This window comes from Exiguobacterium sp. s101, assembly GCF_018617835.1.
Lineage (GTDB): Bacteria > Bacillota > Bacilli > Exiguobacteriales > Exiguobacteriaceae > Exiguobacterium > Exiguobacterium marinum.
On sequence record NZ_JACSKX010000002.1, the window covers coordinates 170,734 to 190,845 of the forward strand.

Consider the following 20,112-nt stretch of genomic DNA (forward strand, 5'->3'; position numbering starts at 1 on the left):
CCCTATTATTTGATTGCGCCTTGCGTCAACCCTTCTTGCAAGTGCTTTTGTCCTGCGAATAACAATAAAAGTGTCGGAATGATAATCAAGATGACCGCCGCCATGACGACGCCCCAGTCCGAGGCGACCTCGTTCGACTGCATCTGCTTGATTCCGATTTGGACCGTCCTCGCCTGTTCCGTGTTCGTGACGAGAAGCGGCCATAAGTACATATTCCAAGTCGTTAAAAAGCTATACACTGACAATGTGACGAGCGGTGTCTTCGAGACCGGCAAGACGACATTCCAAAAGAAACGGAAGCGACTGATTCCAGCAATTTGGGACGCCTCGTACATCTCATACGGAATCGTTTTAAACTGTTGCCGAAGTAAGAACGTCCCGAATGCGAGTGCGAAGAACGGCACAGACAGTCCCCAGACGCTATTCAGCCAGCCGAGCGACTGGATTGTCAAAAAGTTTGGCAACATCGTCGCTTCCCACGGCACCATCATCGTCGCCAGGAAGAGCATGAAGATGAGCCCTTTTCCTTTAAAGTCGATGAAAACAAAGGCGAACGCCGCTAGACTCGACAAGACGACCTGTCCGACCATCACGAGGAGCGCGACGATCAAACTGTTGAGCAGGTATGTCATCATCGGGATGCGCTCGAACGCGGCCACATAGTTTTCAAATGAAGGCTCACGTGGAAGCAGATTTCCTTGAAGCACTTCCTTTCCGTCCATCAGACTGATGGAGAATGCGTACCCGATTGGAAACAGCATGACGGCCGCACTCAAGATGAGTAAGACATATACGCCTACATTCCGTAATCTCATTGGTAATGCACCTTCCTCTCGACCAGTTTGAACTGGAGCCATGTCAACAGAAGGACGGCAATAAACAAGAGCACGGCCTGGGCACTGGCACTCCCAACGTTGTAGTTGATGAACGCATCTTTATAGATAGCATAGACGATGACGTTCGTCGCATTCGTCGGTCCGCCTTTCGTCAACAAATCAATCTGCCCGAACGTCTGGAAGGCGTTGATGAGTGAGATGATGCCGACGAAGAAGAGTGTCGGCGACAACATTGGGATCGTGATGGCGCGAAGTTGTGTCCAATAGCTCGTCCCGGCAATGTCCGCACTCTCATACAAAGTCCGGTCGATGTTTTGCAGACCACCGAGCAGAATCAAGAAGGTGAAGCCGATATTCATCCAGACGGTCGCGAGCGACACGGAAAGGAGCGCATATTGTGGATCGAGGAGCCACTGGACGCCACTTGCCCCCACTGCCTCGAGAAACCGGTTGAAGATACCGATCGACGGATTATACATGAACATCCAAATGACCGATGACGCCGCGACGCTCATCCCCATCGTCGCCGAGAACGCTGTCCGAAAGATGCCAATCCCTTTCAGTTTCTCATTGGCGAGGAGTGCGAGACCGAGCGCAACGAGAATCGTGAGCGGGACCGTCAAGAGAACGAATCCAACCGTCGCCTGAATGCTTTGCCAAAATGCCGCACTTGTGAACAGATTGCTGTAGTGCCCCACTCCGACAAATTCGAGTGGTGTCCCTTGTGTGTCGGTCCGGAAAAAGCTTAAATAGATTGTTCGCAACAGCGGATAGACGAGAAAGACACCGAACAAGACAATGGACGGAGACAAGTACAACAATCCGCTCGCTGCGTCAGATAGCCGTGTCCGGACTTTCTCTCTCGGTAAGGCGACCGTCATTGGAACACCTCCAACGCCTCAAACAGTTTCGGTTGTCGTGGCTCAATGCGCTGCCCGTTCGTATCAAATAGCGACATCTGTTTCGGGTCCACATAACACGCCACTTTTTCTCCGACGGTGAGCGGCCATTGTCCTGGCCATTTCGCCAACCATTCATTACCACCGACATCGAAGGCGAGAATCGTCTCGGTCCCGAGTACTTCGATGTTTTTCAACTCTGCATAAAACGTCACGTATTCGTCTGCCGGTTTGATCTGTTCCGGACGTACGCCGAGCGTCGCCTCTGACATTTCTGTCAATGCGCTCGGATGGAACAGTCGTCCGTCTGATGCCATCCAGCCTTTTTCTTGTCGTGTTACGTCGACGAGATTCATCGGAGGTGACCCGATGAAGGAAGCGACGAACGTATTCGCCGGTTTATTGTATAAGTCGAGCGGCTTTCCGACTTGTTGTACTTCCCCTTCATTGAGAAGCATGATCCGGTCCGCCATCGTCATCGCCTCGACTTGGTCGTGGGTGACATAAATCATCGTCAGTCCGAGTTTTCGCTGTAACTGGCGAATCTCTGAACGCATCTTCGCCCGTAGTTTCGCATCCAAATTCGAGAGCGGCTCATCCATCAGGCAAATCGGTGCCTCCGTCACGATTGCTCGTGCCAACGCGACCCGTTGCCTCTGACCACCTGAGAGCTCGCGCGGCTTCCGTTTCATATAATCGGTGAGCCCGAGTGTCTCCGCCGCCTGTAGGCAACGCTCTCGCTGCTCGAGTTTCGTCAGTCCTTTCGTATGTAGACCGAACGTGATATTTTTCTCAACTGTCATATGTGGGTAAAGGGCATAGTTTTGGAACACCATCGACAAGTGACGCTCACTCGGCTTCATCCCGTTTGCTGCCACTCCGTCGATGCGAAGTGTGCCGCTTGTGATCGATTCGAGCCCGGCTATCATCCGAAGCATCGTACTCTTCCCGCAGCCGGATGGACCGACGAGTGCGAAGAACTCTCCTGCTTCAATCGTCACGTCAATCCCTCGAATGACTTCCGTCTCCCCGAATGATTTCGCCAGTTGTTGTAGTTGTATCGATTTCATGCTAATTCCTCCTTCTGACTTTGTACGTGCCAAAGTCGTTCATCCCCGGTCGATACGGCGAATGCCCCATGATCGAGGGCGCGATGCACGTCAATCGGTTGACGAATCATGCCACCTGTCACAATCGGAAAAGAGACGTCCCGGGAAATCTTCTCGACGACGCTCGGAATCAGACCAGGCATGAGTTCAATCGCATCCGGTTGTTGCGCCTCGGCGAGCTTGAGCCCGCTCGTGATCGCGTCCGAGTCGACGAGAAAGAGTCGTTGTACCGTCAAGAGCCCCGCTCGCTTCGCATGCTGGAGCACGGATGCTTTCGTCGTGACAATCCCATCGGCGCCGACACGTTTGGCGAGGTAATCAATCCCGTCCCGGTCGAGGCTGATGCCATTGATTCGCTCAGCGTGGAGGAAGACCGTTCGATTCTCTCGCTTTAAGTGCGCCACATAGCGGTCGAGCGTGCTGAGCGTTCCCATCATGAGAAACGTCGTCGTCACATCTGTCCGTAAAAACGCCTCGATTTGTTTTGGACTTTTGATGGAGGCAATCATCCGTTCTTGTCCGATTCGTGCAATCGCTTCATTCACTTGAATCATCCTTTCTTGAAAAAAGGACCAACAGAAACGACACGTCATCGACGTACGGGCTTCTGTTGGTCTCTCAAAGGTTCTACCGGTAACTATTCACTTGGAGTGAGGGGGTCTCACAGCTCCTATCGTAGCGGACGATTGTAAAGACACGATAAAGAAATTGCAAAGTTTCATGAAGAGAACGTAAAAAAACCGATTCACGGGGAATCGGTCAACGTCTGTTCGGCTTTCGCTAAGATATCAGATTTCACATCATCATCCCGTCCTTGCCAATTGCGGACCATCATCTTCATCCGCTGGTTTTTCGAGAATCGTTCCTCGTGACGATCGATGAACCGCCAATAGAGGGCGTTGAACGGACAGGCGTCGTCTTCTGTCGTATGTTTCGGGTTGTATGCGCAATCCCGACAGTAGTCACTCATCCGATCGATATATTTTCCGGAAGCGACATACGGTTTTGTGGCGAGCTTTCCACCGTCCGCATGAAGGGCCATCCCAAGAACGTTCGGTAAGACGACCCAGTCATAGGCATCGATGTACATCTCGTTGAACCAGTCGCTCGTCTGTTGCGGTGAAATTTCGAACAATGTCGCATAGTTTCCGAGCACCATCAGTCGCTGGATATGATGATTGTGGGCATGCGCGACGACCGGTTTCAAACTTTGATGCAGACAGTTCAAATCCGTCTTCCCATCCCAGAAGAAGGACGGTAAGTCGCGTTCATGCTTGAACGTGTTCACGTCTTCATAACCGGGCATGACAGCGAGATAGACGGCGCGCATATATTCCCGCCAACCGAGGATTTGCCGAACGAATCCTTCAATCGACGATAGCGGTGCATCCGCCTGACATGCCGCATCAACGACTTCTCGCGGTGTCAGTAGACCGATATTGATGGCAGCCGACAACAGACTGTGCGACATCTCCGGTTCATCCGTCATCATCGCATCTTGATACGGACCGAACGTCTCAAGTCGTTCTTCCACGAACCGATTCAGTGCCCGTCTCGCCTCGGTATGTGTGACCGGCCAATGGAACGGGGTCACCTCCCCCGGATGTTCCGAGAACGTCGACTCGACTTTTTCGATAACGTCTTTCGTGATTGAATCCGGACGAAAATGAATGGCCGATGGAAACGATAGGTCTTTTTTCGGTGGTTTTCGGTTATCCGCATCGAATGACCATTTTCCACCTTGAGGCTTTCCATCTTCAAGCAAGACATCGAATCGCTTCCGCATGTGGCGATAAAAACGGTCCATCCGCCACGGCTCATTCCCGAGCGTCTCGGTCGCTTCCTCTTTTGATAAGTAGAAGAGCGGGACATCCGTATGTTCGACCAGTTTATGCTTCTTCCCGAATTGTTTCAGTTTTTTTGCCATCGGTTCGTCCGTGACGGCGGTGACATGAATTTCGTCCGGATTGTACTGTTTCACATGGTTGTCCCATGCCTCTTGGAACGAATCCGCCTCGTGATAATCCACGGTATATCCTTTGTCGCGCAATTCTTCCGCAAAGTGTCGCATCGCAGAGAAGATGAGGACGAGCTTTTGTTTATGGTACTGACGCCACGTCGCGCGTGATGTCGCCTCAATCATGACGATGACATCATCTTCTTTTATATCCTTCAACATCGCAAGCTCGTGCGAGAGTTGGTTGCCGAGTATCCAAAATGAACTCATGTTGTTGACTCCTTTACCTTATCAATATGCTACAATCGAGCTACTTTCAAAGTGAGGTGACAGTATGCTCCCACAAGTGTTCAAAAACTGGGTGGACAGTCAGTATGAAAATCCACGCGGCCCTGTCGGAAAATATATCGGGGAAAAGATGGTGCGCCAACACCGAATTGAAGTCAAATGGACGATTGAACAGTTACATATTCAATCCGGTACATCGATTTTAGAGCTCGGGTGCGGGGCTGGTGATGCGATGGCGACCATCCTTCAACGACATCCTGACGTACATGTCATGGGTCTCGACCGTTCGAAGACGATTCTCGATTCCGCACGACAGCGTAATCATGCTTCGATGCAAACAAAACGGGCCAATTTGATTCAAGGAGATTTGCATCAATTTGAGGTGATGGACGCATCCATCGATCACGTGTTCAGCGTTCACACACTATATTTCTGGAGAGATGTCACGACCGTTCTGTCTGAAATCGAGCGCGTCTTGAAACCGAATGGCGCATTTGTCATCACCTACTGTGACGGGAAAGGTGATGCCGAATGGAACGACATCTCCAAGATGATTCGGCATCAATTCATCCCCGCGGCGGTGAGTCTCGGATTCAAGAACGTATCGGTACAACGTGGACCGGACTCCCGTGACTATCATACGGTCGCCGTAATCGGGCAAAAACCGATGCTCTAATCAGTACCCGTTTTTCATTCGATTTCTTCACGACAATCGGTTCCTTGTTGCTGAATGCAAAAAAAGGCTAAACCAATGACAATCCATCGGTTTAGCCTATTGGTGTTATTGATCAAAATGATATGTGTTCTTCCCGCTCGATTTAGATTGGTATAGTGCAACGTCCGCCACTTTCAACAATCGGCTGAGATCCGCCTGTTCGTCGGAATCATATTGAGCGATGCCGATGCTCGCTGACAACGGGAGATGGTCGTCCCATTCTTTCAATACAGACAAGATCTGTTCAGCATACCCGATGACAGTCTCTTTTGATAACGCGTGTGCGATTTTAACTAGAAATTCATCCCCGCCTAAGCGATACACTTTTGAATCAGGAATCGGCTCTATCAAACGTCTCAGGCGAAGCGCCACTTCTTTCAAGACAAGGTTTCCCTCATCATGACCGAATGTATCATTCACACACTTGAACCCATCTAAATCAATCAAGAACAGTGCCCCACCTAGATTCGGATTCGTCTCAAAATAGTTATACAAGTAATGTCTGTTATAAAGATCCGTCAATTCGTCCCGTGAGGCACGACGTTCGAGTTCTAAATAGTAACTGAACATCCGAACCACTGCTAACTCAATCGCTAGTTTATCGAAATTCCGATACATTTGAAACTCATATGAGTGCATATGGCACCTCCACGCTAAAAATCATCCACACTCATTATATCGAACAGTTTGGTCTTTCCCTGTACCGATATATAAAAAATACCTCACGACGTCCATCGCGTCGTGAGGTATTGAATAGCGTCCTGATTGATTCATTCTTACAGAATTTCCGAGCGGGAAAGCCCACTCCTTTAGGGGTGGGATGAAAGCTCGGCAGGATGCGGAGTGTCAGTAAAGAATCCGAAGGTTTTGGCGCTTTAAGTATCTGGAAATCTTCTTGTTGCAGTTTGTTGGTTAAACTGACACAATATTAATATGGAAACCAACTATAGAAGAACTCATACTACTGTTTCTCTAATCAATTATCACTTCGTTTTCTGTCCTCGATACAGAAGAAAGATATTCCTTCGTAACGATGTAGAAATACGTTTCAAAGGTTTGATGTCCGAAATATGCGAAGAACTGAATATCAAAATTATAGCCTTGGAATGCGATAAAGATCATACGCATATGTTCCTTAACGCCCCTCCAACACTGAGTCCTGCTGACATCATGGCAAAAATAAAGGGAGTAACATCTAAAAAGTTAAGAGAGGAATTTCCTCATCTTCAACATTTGCCAAGTCTCTGGACACGATCCTATTTCGTCTCCACCGCTGGAAACGTATCGAGCGAAACGATTAAACGTTATGTTGAACAACAAAAAACAAGGGGGTGACACCGTGTCTCAGACGCTGACAGTTAACATTAAACTGAAGCCGACAAAAGAACAGGAAGTTGTTTTAAAAAGCATGGCAAAAACATATATCGAGACGGTCAATCAACTTATCTCCGATATGGTGGATGCTAAAGCGATGCTCAAATTGACAAGTAAAAGTGTTTGCGCTCATCTGCCTAGTGCCGTCAAGAACCAGGTCATCAAAGATGCCCAGAGTGTATTCCGGAAAGTGAAGAAGTCGAAATACAAGGTCGTCCCTGTCCTGAAGAAACCTTATTGCACATGGAACAACCAGAACTATTCGTTCGATTTTGAGTCCATTTTTCTTCCAATCATGGTAGACGGGAAGGTCAAAAGGACAGAGATCCGTGCCGAGATGGTCGATCGAGACAATCGTAACTTCTCCCTTCTGAATAACAAGCTGGGTACGCTTCGTATCACGAAGAAGTCAAATAAATGGATGGCTCAAATCGCCGTCACAATCCCCACGACGGAGAAGACCGGTACGAAGGTTCTTGGTGTCGACCTCGGTCTAAAAGTCCCGGCGGTCGCATCGACCGATTGCGACAAGGTGAGGTTCTTTGGGAACGGTCGCGAGAACAAGTTCATGAAACGAAAGTTCCGGGCGAGACGAAAAGAGCTCGGTCAAAAGAAGAAGCTGAACGCGATCAAGAAACTGGACAACAAGGAACAGCGTTGGATGAAAGACAAGGATCACAAGGTGAGCCGTGAGATCGTCGACTTCGCAAAAGAGAACAACATTTCTGTCATTCGCCTAGAGAAGCTAGCGAACATCCGACAGACGGCAAGAACAAGCCGTAAACACAATAAGAATCTGCATACATGGTCGTTCTATCGCTTGGCATTATTTATCGAGTATAAGGCGAAACTAGAAGGGATCAAGGTCGAGCATGTCGACCCGGCACACACATCTCAGACATGTCCCTCTTGTGGCGAACGAAACAAGGCGAAAGACCGTACCTATTCGTGTTCTTGCGGATTTAATAAACATCGAGATGTAGTTGGTGCGATGAATATCCGATACGCACCTGTGGTTGATGGTAAAAGTCAATCAGCCTGAGAATCTATATGATCTGTCTCAGGAGGGGTGATGACACACCCTCATCTGGAGGTTTGAGCAAAACAGAAATGGACTGCGCTCGCACAAGCACTTCAGAATCCCACTCATCCCGAAGGGTGAGCTTGCGGCTTTAGCCGTGGGAGTGTCAAAGCGGACTCTTCAAACTGGAAGCGAGTGCCTCATCAAACCGTGCGGTAATTTGATGCGGGCGAGTAATCGCTCCACCTACGACGACAGCATATGTTCCTAAATTCATACAACGCTTCGCCATCTCAGGTGTCAAAATATTTCCTTCTGCGATAACCGGTCGAGACACGTGGTCTAACACATCTTTTAGAAACTTGAAATCATCATGGTAGAGGAGAGATCCGTTTGTCTCTTTTGTATATCCATGTAGCGTTGTCGAAATATAGTCAAAACCAAGACGATCCGCTTCGATACAATCGTTGAGTGTTGCACAATCCGCCATGATTGCCTGTTTCGGATAAATCGAACGAATGGCATGCACCAACTCTTGAAGCGTCACCCCGTTCGGTCGGAGGCGTTGTGTCGCATCGAGGGCGATTACGTCCACGCCGACTTCAATCAACTCTTCGACCTCTTTCATCGTTGCCGTGATAAAAATGTCACTGTCTTCATAGTCACGTTTGACGATGCCGATAATCGGAACAGCGACCTGTTTTTTAATTTCTTGAATATCTTTCGCTGAATTGGCCCGAATTCCTTTGGCGCCACCTTGAACGGCCGCGATGGCCATCCGTCCCATAATGAACTCACTATGAAGCGGTTCATCTTCTAAAGCCTGGCACGAAACAATCAATCCAGTCGGTAATGTTGTCATACTGATTATTCACTTCTTTCTTTTAAACGATCAAGCGCTTTAAGCGTTCGCATATAGTGCGCTTTTAATGCTTCATTCGTCTCCATCAATGTTTTCGTCACCGCATCTGCCGTAAAGAGAAGCGGGAGTTGGGTATTAATCAAGAATGCCTCTCCTGATGCACCGGCGGTCAACAAACGATAGTCGGCAAGCTCGGCAAGTGGCGAATGCTGATATCCGACGAACGCGACTGTCGTACAGCCCGATTCTTTTGCGAGTTGAACGGCTTGGACGACTTCTCGACTTTCTCCACTGTTTGAGAAAGCAATGACCAAATCTTCTGCAGTGACAATCGACGCGTCCATGACCATGCTATGACTATCAAAAGCCGTAGTTGCCAACAGTCCCATCCGTCTCAACCTGTATTCCATCTCTTGAGCAACCAGTCCAGCGTTGCCCAATCCATACAAATGGATGGAACGGCTCGAAGTAAATTCCTTACAAATAGCGAGCAACTCGTCTTGATCAATCAAATGAGCGGTTGTCTGAATCAATTCAATATATGATCGCTGCATCGGTTCGAGCGAAGTTGTTTGGGGCAAATTCGTTTCCGTCAACGTCTTTTGCATCATGAGCTTCAGTGAACTATAACTTCCCACTCCGATTTTTTTGCAAAACCGCGTGATGGTTCCTGGAGAAGTCGTAATCGCATTTGCTAAATCGGTAATGTTCATTTCGATTGCCTCATTCATGTTTGCCATGAGATAATCCGCAATCTTTTTCTCACTGTCTGTCATTTCTGAATACACGTGCTTCATTTGCTCCCACACGGTTCTTCCCTCCAACACATTTGTTATTCGCCCCGGCCTAACGCCTCTTGGACTTCATTCTTAATAATTGTAACAGAAGGACCGTAGATTACCTGAATCCCATTCCCTTTTTGAACCACCCCGTGCGCGCCTGTCTCTTTCAACAAGTCTTCACGGACATGTTGATTGTCGTTAACGGTAACGCGGAGGCGTGTCGCGCAGCAATCGACCGTCTCAATATTATCATCGCCACCTAGTGCCGCAATAATGGCTGTTGTACGACCTGATGCTGCGATGTCTGCCGTCTTCGCTACCTCATCCGAGCGTCCTGGTGTCATGAAGTTGAACTTCGTGATTAGGAAGCGGAACGTAACGTAGTAGAGCAAGAACCAGAAGGCACCGATGACCGGTACGAGCATCCAGTTCGTCTTGTCATTCCCTTGTAAAACCCCGAATAAAATAAAGTCGATGAATCCTCCGGAAAACGTTTGACCAATTGTAATCTCAAAGATGTGAGCCATCATAAAGGCAAGTCCATCAAAGATGGCATGGACCAAATAGAGGACTGGTGCCACGAATAAGAACGCAAATTCGAGGGGTTCCGTGATTCCCGTCAAGAACGATGTGAGTGCGGCAGAAAACAAGAGACCGAATACGACTTTCTTTTGCTCTGGTTTGGCACAGTGATACATCGCAAGCGCTGCACCGAGAAGACCAAACATCATCGTGATGAATCGTCCAGACATGAAACGCGCTGTCCCCTCATAGAACTGTGTCGTATTTGGATCAGCCAATTGTGCGAAGAAAATCTTTTGTGTTCCTTCAATCAATGTACCGTCGATGACCATTGAGCCCCCGAGTCCAGTAGTCCAAAACGGAATGTAGAAAATATGGTGCAACCCGAATGGCCCAAGCATCCTTAGGACGAACCCATAGATGAACGTTCCAATATAACCTGTTTTCTCAACGATACCACCTAGTGAGAAAATCCCATTCTGTACCGTCGGCCAAATGAAATAGAGTCCAATCCCAACACCAATCGCCACGAATGATGTAATAATCGGCACAAAGCGTGATCCGCTGAAGAAACCGAGAAACTGTGGAAGTACTTGCTTGTTATAGCGGTTATGCAAGAGTGCCGTGACAATCCCAATCAATATCCCGCCAAACACACCGGTTTCGAGTGTTTGGATTCCAAGTGCCATTCCTTGACCGGCACTTGCTAAGTTCGTTTCCATCAACTCTCCTGTAATCTGAAGCATAGCGTTGATGGTCGCATTCATAATCAAATAACCAAGCATTGCCGCCAAACCGGCCGTTCCTTTATCAGACTTCGCAAGTCCAACAGCGACACCGATAGCAAATAATACAGCCAAGTTCGCAAATACAATCGAACCTGCGGCTGCCATAATCGTGAACAGATGTTGCAACCAGTCGATGTCAAGAAACGGATATGCTTGTACCGTATTTGGGTTAGACAATGCGCCCCCAATCCCTAACAATAGTCCTGCTGCCGGTAAGACAGCAATCGGCAACATGAACGATTTCCCGAATTGTTGCGCTCGTTCAAAGAGACGTGACATGAATAATTCCTCCTTAAAATCATTTTCACCTGAATCATAATATGAAAAATATTTTAATGCAAGCGTTTACGGTAAAAAAGATTTTAAAAAAGAGTGACCACTTTGGGCCACTCAAGATTATCCCCGACTCTTCCGCGTCAACGTCAATCCACCAAATCCACTAATCACGGCGATGTAAAATCCTAAATCGTAAAACCAGCCTGTGTTATTCACTTCATAAACACGGTACGTATCATTGAATAGCCCTAAGATAAGTGAGATCGGTGCAATCCATCCATGCCAAATGCCCCAGAAAAAACCTGCCGGGTCTGTCGTGTACGTTCCATCACCCGGTACACAGCCTCCAAGCAATGTGACGAGCGTCAACATAATGAGTATGATACCAAATCGTTTCATCGTTTATCCCTCCTGTTATGTGTATTCCCGTTTCTCGAAAAAAAGCACTGACAAACGTCAGCGCCAAAGTTGAACCGTGTTCGCAAACTCAATATCGGTCGAGAGTTCACCGTCCAGCGCAAGAATATCGAAGTCTTCCCCGTCGAGCCACTTTTGGAAGTCGAAGATGACCGGGTCGCGGTCCCCGCCGAGCGCAAACCATGTTTCGAGTGTTTCCGGGAAATAGGCAGCCGTGTGAATCGTCCCGGCCCAACTTTTATAAAGTTCAGAGAAGACTCCTTTATCGGAGTCGTTCATGAGACGAAATGCGCTTTCCGCATCTTGAATCAAGTGCTGCACCACTTTAATTTCCATCATGCGACGCGTGGAATCATCAAGGTGGTAGCGATTCTCATGTTGCAATAGTTCGAAATGATTCGTGCAGATATTTGATTCGCGGACTTGAATGTCACGAGGCGTCGCCTCAATCACACGTGTTTTCGACGACTTGTCATGAACGACGTACGTAAATGAGCCGCGATGCGGAATCTCTTTTAATAAGTCGACCGCTTCTTCCACCGTCGCGCATGTTTCGAGAATGATGCGTCCGATCATCTGACAGACGAAGCCGTCTCCAGGTCGACGACGATTGATAAAGTTATAGCCCATGGCGAGTCCTTTTTCATTCATCCCGTCCATCCGACCCGTAATGCGAGAGACCGGTCCGATGACTGAATATCCATCATCGGGCTGAAAGACGTTGTAACGTCCGTCATACGTCATTGGATGGTAGTCGTAATTGCGGACGAGAAAGTTATCTCCCGTCAGAATCGAACATCCGCTGATTGGATTATTGACGCGGAAATGCCCGAAATGAAGCAGTGTATCATTGAGTGATAATTTTAGCTCATCTTGGAGGCCAATCAACTCTTCCCAAATCTTTGGAGCGAACTCCTCAAAAGCAGCCCTCGCCTCTGTGGCATCAATCTCAAATCGGGGGACACGTAGTTTCCATTGATCCGTCCGATTCTCGAGCAATTGACTTCGCTTTATATATTTACCTTGAAATCGACCGAAATCATAATGACTTCCACGAAATTGTGTCAGTTCACTAGAGAATTGTTGCATAAAAAAACCTCCCTTGCGCCCATTATAGCGGACACGCGAGAGGTCTGTCTGAAGTGAGACTGTTTTACAACTTGAAATGCTGCCTCTACTCTTTCATACGTCAGCGCTGTGGTCGACGTCCCGATGTCCGCTGCATCTGCCGAATTCAAGCCATCCACGATGATTTGAACGTCTTCATCCTCAGTGGCAATCGTATACACATACATAGCTCCGATTTGTTGGCGATATGTATCTAGATATTCACGAAACTGTTCATATTGTTCATTTTTTGACGGATTCCCCAAAAAAGGATGTATATTCATCTGCATCGAACTCCTCATTAATTCGTTCGCCGTCTTCAATCATCGTCGCATGAAGCGTGCTGAGTACGGAATGTTTCGTACTAAAATACTGAACGACCCCGAACGTGACGATGAGCAACGTGACGAAGACTAACATCGTTGCTAAAATGCGTGTCTGTTAGGATTGTGATTTCTATTTCATCTCGATCTCATCCATTCTGTCCTTACTCTTTGTATCGGATAGAACGCATCAATCTCCACAAAGAAACAGACGATTTTCAACAAAATCGTCTGTTTCTATTCAATATTTGTCGAATTGACAATTTCGAGCGGAATCGTAACTTCTGATTCGCCTTCCTCTACGAGATGGAAGAGCGGAAGTGTTTCCGATACGAAAAGTTCAGGGTCTACGTCTGTCTGATATTCATACTTTCGAATGTCTTCTTCCCGTTCTGCAATCAATTCACCAAACGGAATCGCAATCCGTTCTCCATCGACCTCATAACTCATGACAGTCGTCGGGTCGAGGCGACGATTTTCAAGCATCCGAATCGTAAAGAGCATCGTTGTACTATTCGTACGTTCGAGCGAAACGGCAATCGCATCGGATTGTCCGGCACGCTTCTCAATCATCGTCTCATCCACATTTTGTTCATAGACGACATTTTCTTCTTTCGACTCTTCCGTCTGTAGTTGCTGACAGCCCACAATCGTCATTAAGCCAACTAGTAACACAATTACTAAAGCACGCATCCCATTTCTCCTTACTTCAAGGCGAAAGTGAGTTCTGCTTCACAAGCAACTTCTCCATCTACCGTAGCCACGGCACGTCCTTTACCGATTGGGCCACGTATTTTCATGATTTCCACCTCAAGACGCAGCTGATCGCCCGGAACGACTTGACGTTTGAAACGACAGTTGTCAATCCCTGCAAAAAAGGCGAGCTTGCCTCGATTTGATTCGTCTTTCAACATCGCGAAAGCACCGACCTGTGCGAGTGCCTCAACAATCAAGACGCCTGGCATGACGTTATAGTCTGGGAAATGCCCGTTAAAGAACTCTTCGTTCGCCGTGACATTTTTTAATCCGACAGCACGCTTCTTTTCCTCGACTTCTAAAATTCGATCAATTAACAGAAACGGGTATCTGTGTGGAATTACTTCTTTGATTTGCTCAACTGTATACATCCATCCACCGCCTTTAAGAGGTTAGCCAAAAGTCGGTGATATGGCGCCATGTTTCGATGTCAAATACATCTTTCCAATCGCCTCCGCCAATGACGCTATATCCAATGATCGCTCCGAGTGCGAGCATCGCGATTGCCAGCACTAAAACAACGAGTACACGCAGTAAGATCGGGAATCGACGATGATTCGACAATCGTGATCGCTTTTTCTGCTCTGTCTCTTGTTCCGGTGAACCTTTTTGTTCTTCCGAACTCGTTTGTTCATCGTTCGCCACGTCCAACCATCCTTTCAGCTAAAATGATTATATCATATTAGTACCTGGTATTAAAATGCATAAATTGCTACCTTTTTAGTGTACCCTATGCACAAATGTCGAACAAGCATCCTTCCCTGACAGAAGGTGAACGATTATTTCCTTTTCTTAAAAATATGCTACGCTTATGCTATTCAATATTAGGAGGACTGTCTATGTGGAAAGAATTTAAAAAATTTGCGATGCGAGGAAATGTCATCGATTTGGCGATCGCTGTCGTATTAGGTGCAGCATTCACAGCCATCGTGAACTCGCTCGTCAACGATATTTTTATGCCGCTTCTCGGAATCATTATTGGAGGAATTGATTTTTCTAGTTTAAAAGTAAGCGTACTTGGCGTCGACGTCCTATACGGGAACTTCATTCAACAAATTGTATCTTTCGTCTTGATTGCCATCGCACTCTTCTTGATCGTAAAAGTCATCAACCGTCTGCAACGTGAGAAGGAAGTCGAAGAGGCCGCTGCCCCGATTCCTACGAAAGAAGAACAATTGTTGACAGAAATTCGTGATCTTTTGAAAGAACGTTCCCAGTGAACACGAAAGCGCCTTGACTATTGTCGAGGCACTTTTTCAATGACGTGACGTACACGTCGAACTGCATTTGTTAGCAGCGGGGCCGCTTCCCATATCGCTTCTTCTAACGTCATAACCCGTGACACGATCGGAAAAATCGCAACGATGCCGGATTCCACATGAGAGGTATAATCGGATTGTCCTGTGAAGACGAGTGTCGGTACCCCATACGTATGTGCGAGACGGGCCAATCCGTAAGGTGCCTTTCCTTCAAGACTTTGCGCATCAAACTTTCCTTCTCCTGTGATGAGCCAATCTGCCTCTTTCAACAGTTCTTCCATCTTAGACCACTTGACTATTTCTTCGATGCCTTTCATGTATGTTGCACCGAGCTGTAAGAACGCAAACCCGATGCCTCCAGCTGCCCCTCCTCCCTGCCATATTCTCATATCCTGTTCAAAACAATTCGCATAGCTTTCAAGGATTTCGTCATATCGGATTACTTCATCTGCTGCCAATCCTTTCTGAGGACCGAACACATGCGCTGCCCCGTTCTCTCCAATCAGCGGATTACGCACATCGGAGGCGATTCGCCACTCGACGTTGCGTACTCTCGGATCGACCCCTGACCAATCTATCGATGCTACCTCATGAATCTGATGCGGGATAGTAGATAACACTGACCCGAACGTATCAAAAAAGCGAACACCCAGCGCCTCAAGCAATCCTTTCCCACCATCAATCGTTCCGCTCCCGCCAAGCCCAACGGTGATCACGCTTGCTCCACAGTCTAGTGCTTGAACAATCTGATGTCCAACTCCAATTGAACTGTAGCGCCACGGGTCGACATGCGAGAGGAGTGTCAAACCTGTCGTTTCTGCCACTTCGATGACCGCATGTTTCGTCGACGGTTCGAAACCAAATCGAGCGGTACGTTCTACTCCATCCAGACATGTGACGACCTCTTCCACGACAGTCGCATCTTCGTGCGACTTGAACCAGGCATCAAGAAACCCCTCACCTCCGTCCGAAATCGGAATAGCGATCACTTCATGCCCATCGAGTGCATGCATGACGGCTTGATTGGCTTCCATACTCGAAAGTGAGCCTTTGAATGAGTCCATCGCAACCACGATTCGCATCTGTTGATCCTCCTGTTCTTTCAGTTATATAAAAACCGCTCCTCGGTATGAGAAGCGGTATGCGTTATGGACGCAATGCTGTGACAAGTCCCATCATTTGATCACTCATCGACATGGCCCGTGAGTTCATTTGATACGCACGTTGTGTAATGGTCATGTCGGTCATCTCTTTCGTCAAATCAACGTTCGATGACTCGAGTGTCCCTTCAATCAATAGATTTCCGAGCGGACGATCGACTTCGGTCTCCAAATCCGCTGCGAACACGTTATCCCCAAGCGGTCTTAATTCCGATGTATTGCGGACTTCCACGATGTCGAGACGTCCAAATTCTTGTTCCACTCCGTTCATGCTTGCGACGACTACGCCATCTTGGCGAATACGCTGATTCGTCGCATCGTTCGGCATCGTAATCGGATTGCCGTCATCTCCAAGAAGCGGGTTTCCGTTCACATCGACAAGTGTCGTCTCGTCACCAACTGACAGTTGCATATTCCCACTGCGTGTCACACCGACGCCATTCGGTGTGTCCACAACGAAAAATTGACGGCTCGCCTTCAAGAAGACGTCCAAACCGCGATCTGTCGTACGTACTTGTCCGATATTGAATTGTTGTGTGATGTCGGCGACATGTCCACCAACGCCGATTCGAATCCCATTCGGCGTATCACGGCCAATTTCAAATTCCGGGCGCGGTTGGTTGTTATACGCCTGCGACAATAGCGAAGCAAAATGACCTTGTTGCCGCTTGAAGCCGACCGTATCGACGTTTGCGATATTGTGACCTGTCACATCCAATTGACGTTGGAGTTGAGACAGAGAGTTGACCGAGTTATAAATGGACTGCATGGTTCTCCTCCTTAACGAATACGAGCGATTTCGATCGCCCGCTCGGCACTTTTATCATACGCTTGGACGACTTTTTGATTCGCCTCGAACTGACGATACGTCATCATAAGATCTGCCATCGTCTGATCGAGATTGACATTCGCTTCTTCAATAAATCCTTGTAACACTTCGACCTGGGCCGGTGCAGGTGCATCCCCCGTCACACGCCAGTCATTCCCGACTTGTTCAAGCGTCGTCAAGTCATCGATTTGATAAGCACCGAGTGTCACCACGTTTTGCCCGAGCGAAGTGATGACGCCATCTTTTCCTACTTGAAACTCACTCGATGGCAGTTGGATCCGTTCTCCTTCATCAGAAAGGATATATCCGCCGTCCGCAGAACGAAGGAAGAACGCCTCATCAATCGAGAAACGTCCATTTGTCGTATATAACGTCTCGCCGCCCTGTTCGACTGCAAACATCGGGGCTCCCGTAAAATTAGTAGGTGCTTTTAAATAAAGGTCTGTCGGGCTACCGGATTCTGTGATACTCCCAGCTGAGAAACGGGGCATCGTTTCTTGAAGATAGACACCCATCGAAAGAGTCCCTACCTCTCCTTTCACACGCGACTTCCCGTTATCTGGGTTACTGACTTGCGCGAGTAACATCTCCGGAAACGATCGGACCACGCCGTCAGATGCTTTGAAGCCTGGTGTTCTCACATTACCAAGGTTGTTGCTCAAAATCTCTTGTTGGCGTTGCAGGGCATTCATCGCACCCGCTGCTGTATATAATCCGCGTAGCATAATCGTCTTCCTTTCTTCCTATAACATGATTCACTCTTTATATCGTACCAAACGAGCGTGACATTCACCGTTTTTTCAAAAAAAGTTCATCCCCAAAATTAGGATGATCTTTCTTCGTTGACATGCTCGACCATCGGTAACTCGACAATCATCGTCGTTCCTTCGCCAAGTTGAGATTGAACAGAGATGGTACCACCGTGCAGTTGAACGATTTCTTTACAAATGGATAGACCTAATCCGGTTCCACCAATCCGTTTACTTTCTTCCGAGGCCGAACGATAAAATTTATCAAAGATTCGCGCTGCATCTTCTTCCGAAAGACCTAATCCTTCGTCCTTGATTCCGACTCGAATCACATCACCTTCACACATGACATCAATCGTCACATTCCCACCGTTCGGTGAATATTTGATGGCATTGTTCAGAATGTTCGAGAAGACTTGACGCAGTTGGGCCGGATCTCCTGCGACGAATAACGATTCGTCACAATCAAAATGGAAGAAATGATGCTCCGTCGACCCTGCGTGAATTTCGAGTAAATCTGATAATAAATCATAGAGACTCTCTACTTTAAAGTCTGGTACGCTCATACCCGCCTCCATTTTTTGAACATCTAACAAGTCACTCACGAGCCGCTCGAGTCGCTTCGTCTCACTCGCAATCATGTCTAAATAGCGTTCTCGTTTCGCGTTTTCCAATTGACGACTTTTGAGTAGTTCTGAAAACCCGAGAATCGAGGTAAGAGGCGTCCGCAGTTCATGAGATACTGTCGCCACAAGCTCAGTCTTCAAGCGATTGATTTCTGTTTCCTGGGTAATATCTCGTGACACGAAGATGACACCCACGCGTTCCGTTTGAAGATCAATCGGTTCGGCGTACATGCGAATCGTTTTCTGACCTTCCTGCATCGTATACGTGAACGTTTCATCGAACATGCCCTCTTCTTTAGCACGCTTCGTGAAGCGATTCAGTCCCTCTTGATCATCAATTTGATTCATGAACATCGGGTAATACATCGCAATCGGGTATAGACTGCCCCGTTCTGTTGTCGGAATCGGATGGTCATATAAATCAAAGAGCGCACTGTTCCCAAAGCGTTCATTCGTTTTGAGTTCCGTGTAGACGATGGAATCGCGCATCGTGTGCAAAATTCGAGCGGTCTTCTCTCGTTCGAGATCCACTTGATCTTGTTGGCTCCGAAGGGAGGTCGCCATTTCATTAAATGCCTTCGATAACTGTCCGACTTCGTTTTTCAACGGTTTGATTGGAATAAGGGTCGCATTCGGATTATTCGAGAGTCGTTCACTGTTGACCATCAGCGTTTGCAATTGATTTGTCAGTCTTAAAATATACGGTTGTAAGCCGACGAATAACAAGAAGAGTGCCCCGAGTAAAATCAAGAGCCACATCCATTGTGCTTTCACTAACTGTTTCGACAGCGAGTCTCGTAATTCACTTTCTTGAAAATCAAGATTTTGTCGATAATCGGTAAAGACCGACTCCATATCGACGATACTCGCACTCATATCAGCGGCACTAGTTGAATTCAGTTTAAATTGCGTCTGAGTGGCCGTCTCATTTTTCGGCATGAATTGTCCTACGGTGCGCATCTGCAGGAACGATTCATCAATTTCTCCTGCCTGCTTCGCAACCACATATTGCTCTAGTGCCGGCATGACGCGCGTCGTATAGATAGAAAAGAGGAGGCGCGCATCTTCAGCAAACTGTACTTCTTCTTCATTCTTTGCTTGTGTCTCGAACCAGATTGTTTGCTCATTGATATTCGTCTGAGCTGTTCGTACTTCTTCTAATAGAGCACTTTCTCCAAGAAGCACGTGACCTCTTAACTCGTATTGCATCGATTGCCACGTTTCAAATAGGTCTGTCACCCGTGCACGTTGCTCACTGATCCGTTCCAATTGAACGGTCGTTTGCTGAATCGATTGCTGTGTATAAAAATAGGTTCCAATCGACGTGAGCGTCACTAAGGCAATCAATATATAGAAAATTGTCATAACTTGTCGACTAATGCGTTGTTCAATCCAACGTTTCATGGAATGCCTTCTTCCTTTACTCCTAGAGTGTCTCATTCCGTATGGTGAATGAC

Annotated in this window: 24 protein-coding genes; 4 read left to right on the forward strand and 20 right to left on the reverse strand. The window is 47.6% G+C overall.

Features of this window, described 5'->3' with window-relative positions:
- Nucleotides 1-5 precede the first annotated feature (5 nt).
- The 5 genes from KNO76_RS03000 to KNO76_RS03020 form a co-directional block, all read right to left on the reverse strand.
- On the reverse strand, nucleotides 6-815 hold the full coding sequence (locus tag KNO76_RS03000) for a carbohydrate ABC transporter permease (RefSeq protein WP_214882396.1): 810 nt from the start codon (nucleotides 813-815) through the stop codon (nucleotides 6-8).
- Nucleotides 812-1,717, reverse strand: a complete 906-nt coding sequence (locus KNO76_RS03005; protein ID WP_026825126.1) for a carbohydrate ABC transporter permease — start codon at nucleotides 1,715-1,717, stop codon at nucleotides 812-814. The genes KNO76_RS03000 and KNO76_RS03005 overlap by 4 nt, the downstream gene beginning before the upstream one ends.
- Complete coding sequence (locus KNO76_RS03010; RefSeq protein ID WP_214882399.1) at nucleotides 1,714-2,805, reverse strand: ABC transporter ATP-binding protein; 1,092 nt, start codon at nucleotides 2,803-2,805, stop codon at nucleotides 1,714-1,716. The genes KNO76_RS03005 and KNO76_RS03010 overlap by 4 nt, the downstream gene beginning before the upstream one ends.
- Nucleotides 2,802-3,389: a glycerol-3-phosphate responsive antiterminator gene (locus tag KNO76_RS03015; RefSeq protein WP_483297383.1), complete on the reverse strand. Its 588-nt coding sequence runs from the start codon at nucleotides 3,387-3,389 to the stop codon at nucleotides 2,802-2,804. Before KNO76_RS03015 ends, KNO76_RS03010 begins: the two co-directional genes overlap by 4 nt.
- 200 nt (nucleotides 3,390-3,589) lie before the next feature.
- Entirely contained in the window at nucleotides 3,590-5,071 is a 1,482-nt protein-coding gene (locus KNO76_RS03020; protein ID WP_214882405.1) for a cryptochrome/photolyase family protein, read from the reverse strand.
- A 64-nt stretch (nucleotides 5,072-5,135) separates the two neighbouring features.
- Between KNO76_RS03020 and KNO76_RS03025 the strand changes: the two genes are divergently transcribed.
- Nucleotides 5,136-5,765: a class I SAM-dependent methyltransferase gene (locus tag KNO76_RS03025; RefSeq protein ID WP_214882407.1), complete on the forward strand. Its 630-nt coding sequence runs from the start codon at nucleotides 5,136-5,138 to the stop codon at nucleotides 5,763-5,765.
- 105 nt (nucleotides 5,766-5,870) lie between these two features.
- Here KNO76_RS03025 and KNO76_RS03030 read toward each other — a convergent pair whose 3' ends face one another.
- On the reverse strand, nucleotides 5,871-6,443 hold the full coding sequence (locus tag KNO76_RS03030; protein WP_251127858.1) for a GGDEF domain-containing protein: 573 nt from the start codon (nucleotides 6,441-6,443) through the stop codon (nucleotides 5,871-5,873).
- 294 nt (nucleotides 6,444-6,737) lie between these two features.
- Here KNO76_RS03030 and tnpA point away from each other — a divergent pair, with 294 nt between their 5' ends.
- On the forward strand, nucleotides 6,738-7,139 hold the full coding sequence (gene tnpA / locus KNO76_RS03035; protein WP_214882410.1) for an IS200/IS605 family transposase: 402 nt from the start codon (nucleotides 6,738-6,740) through the stop codon (nucleotides 7,137-7,139).
- A gap of 4 nt (nucleotides 7,140-7,143) precedes the next feature.
- Complete coding sequence (locus tag KNO76_RS03040) at nucleotides 7,144-8,220, forward strand: RNA-guided endonuclease InsQ/TnpB family protein (protein WP_214882416.1); 1,077 nt, start codon at nucleotides 7,144-7,146, stop codon at nucleotides 8,218-8,220.
- Between the two features lie 145 nt (nucleotides 8,221-8,365).
- Here the strand turns inward: KNO76_RS03040 and KNO76_RS03045 are convergent, their stop codons facing one another.
- From KNO76_RS03045 to KNO76_RS03090, 10 genes are all read right to left on the reverse strand, one after another.
- Nucleotides 8,366-9,061, reverse strand: a complete 696-nt coding sequence (locus tag KNO76_RS03045) for an N-acetylmannosamine-6-phosphate 2-epimerase (protein WP_214882419.1) — start codon at nucleotides 9,059-9,061, stop codon at nucleotides 8,366-8,368.
- A 5-nt stretch (nucleotides 9,062-9,066) separates the two neighbouring features.
- Nucleotides 9,067-9,870, reverse strand: a complete 804-nt coding sequence (locus tag KNO76_RS03050; protein ID WP_214882422.1) for a MurR/RpiR family transcriptional regulator — start codon at nucleotides 9,868-9,870, stop codon at nucleotides 9,067-9,069.
- 23 nt (nucleotides 9,871-9,893) lie between these two features.
- On the reverse strand, nucleotides 9,894-11,432 hold the full coding sequence (locus KNO76_RS03055; protein WP_026825113.1) for a maltose/glucose-specific PTS transporter subunit IIC: 1,539 nt from the start codon (nucleotides 11,430-11,432) through the stop codon (nucleotides 9,894-9,896).
- Nucleotides 11,433-11,549: 117 nt separating this feature from the next.
- Nucleotides 11,550-11,828, reverse strand: coding sequence for a hypothetical protein (locus KNO76_RS03060; protein WP_012727334.1), 279 nt, complete (start codon nucleotides 11,826-11,828; stop codon nucleotides 11,550-11,552).
- A gap of 57 nt (nucleotides 11,829-11,885) precedes the next feature.
- Nucleotides 11,886-12,935 (reverse strand): C45 family autoproteolytic acyltransferase/hydrolase, encoded by a 1,050-nt coding sequence (locus tag KNO76_RS03065; RefSeq protein ID WP_214882425.1) that lies wholly within the window; start codon nucleotides 12,933-12,935, stop codon nucleotides 11,886-11,888.
- Nucleotides 12,911-13,237 carry a hypothetical protein gene (locus KNO76_RS03070; protein ID WP_214882428.1) on the reverse strand — a complete coding sequence of 109 codons (327 nt, stop codon included), beginning with the start codon at nucleotides 13,235-13,237 and terminating at the stop codon, nucleotides 12,911-12,913. Before KNO76_RS03070 ends, KNO76_RS03065 begins: the two co-directional genes overlap by 25 nt.
- The gene (locus KNO76_RS03075; protein ID WP_214882431.1) at nucleotides 13,197-13,373 is read right to left on the reverse strand and encodes a hypothetical protein; all 177 of its coding nucleotides are present in this window, start codon (nucleotides 13,371-13,373) and stop codon (nucleotides 13,197-13,199) included. The genes KNO76_RS03070 and KNO76_RS03075 overlap by 41 nt, the downstream gene beginning before the upstream one ends.
- A 140-nt stretch (nucleotides 13,374-13,513) precedes the next feature.
- The gene (locus tag KNO76_RS03080; protein WP_214882433.1) at nucleotides 13,514-13,969 is read right to left on the reverse strand and encodes a hypothetical protein; all 456 of its coding nucleotides are present in this window, start codon (nucleotides 13,967-13,969) and stop codon (nucleotides 13,514-13,516) included.
- 11 nt (nucleotides 13,970-13,980) lie between these two features.
- Entirely contained in the window at nucleotides 13,981-14,403 is a 423-nt protein-coding gene (gene fabZ, locus KNO76_RS03085; protein WP_026825108.1) for a 3-hydroxyacyl-ACP dehydratase FabZ, read from the reverse strand.
- A gap of 13 nt (nucleotides 14,404-14,416) precedes the next feature.
- A complete protein-coding gene (locus KNO76_RS03090) occupies nucleotides 14,417-14,677 on the reverse strand; it encodes a DNA-directed RNA polymerase subunit beta (RefSeq protein ID WP_026825107.1) in 261 nt (86 codons plus the stop codon).
- A gap of 194 nt (nucleotides 14,678-14,871) precedes the next feature.
- On the opposite strand from KNO76_RS03090, the gene mscL reads away from it, so the two are divergent.
- Nucleotides 14,872-15,252, forward strand: a complete 381-nt coding sequence (gene mscL / locus KNO76_RS03095) for a large conductance mechanosensitive channel protein MscL (RefSeq protein ID WP_026825106.1) — start codon at nucleotides 14,872-14,874, stop codon at nucleotides 15,250-15,252.
- A 17-nt stretch (nucleotides 15,253-15,269) separates the two neighbouring features.
- Here mscL and KNO76_RS03100 read toward each other — a convergent pair whose 3' ends face one another.
- The 4 genes from KNO76_RS03100 to KNO76_RS03115 all read right to left on the reverse strand — a co-directional run bounded on the left by KNO76_RS03100 (nucleotide 15,270) and on the right by KNO76_RS03115 (nucleotide 20,059).
- A complete protein-coding gene (locus tag KNO76_RS03100) occupies nucleotides 15,270-16,373 on the reverse strand; it encodes a glycerate kinase family protein (protein WP_214882436.1) in 1,104 nt (367 codons plus the stop codon).
- A 64-nt stretch (nucleotides 16,374-16,437) separates the two neighbouring features.
- Nucleotides 16,438-17,220: a flagellar hook-basal body protein gene (locus tag KNO76_RS03105; RefSeq protein WP_214882438.1), complete on the reverse strand. Its 783-nt coding sequence runs from the start codon at nucleotides 17,218-17,220 to the stop codon at nucleotides 16,438-16,440.
- 11 nt (nucleotides 17,221-17,231) lie between these two features.
- Complete coding sequence (locus KNO76_RS03110; RefSeq protein WP_214882440.1) at nucleotides 17,232-18,005, reverse strand: flagellar hook-basal body protein; 774 nt, start codon at nucleotides 18,003-18,005, stop codon at nucleotides 17,232-17,234.
- A gap of 98 nt (nucleotides 18,006-18,103) precedes the next feature.
- Nucleotides 18,104-20,059: a HAMP domain-containing sensor histidine kinase gene (locus KNO76_RS03115; protein WP_214882455.1), complete on the reverse strand. Its 1,956-nt coding sequence runs from the start codon at nucleotides 20,057-20,059 to the stop codon at nucleotides 18,104-18,106.
- Nucleotides 20,060-20,112: the final 53 nt, after the last annotated feature.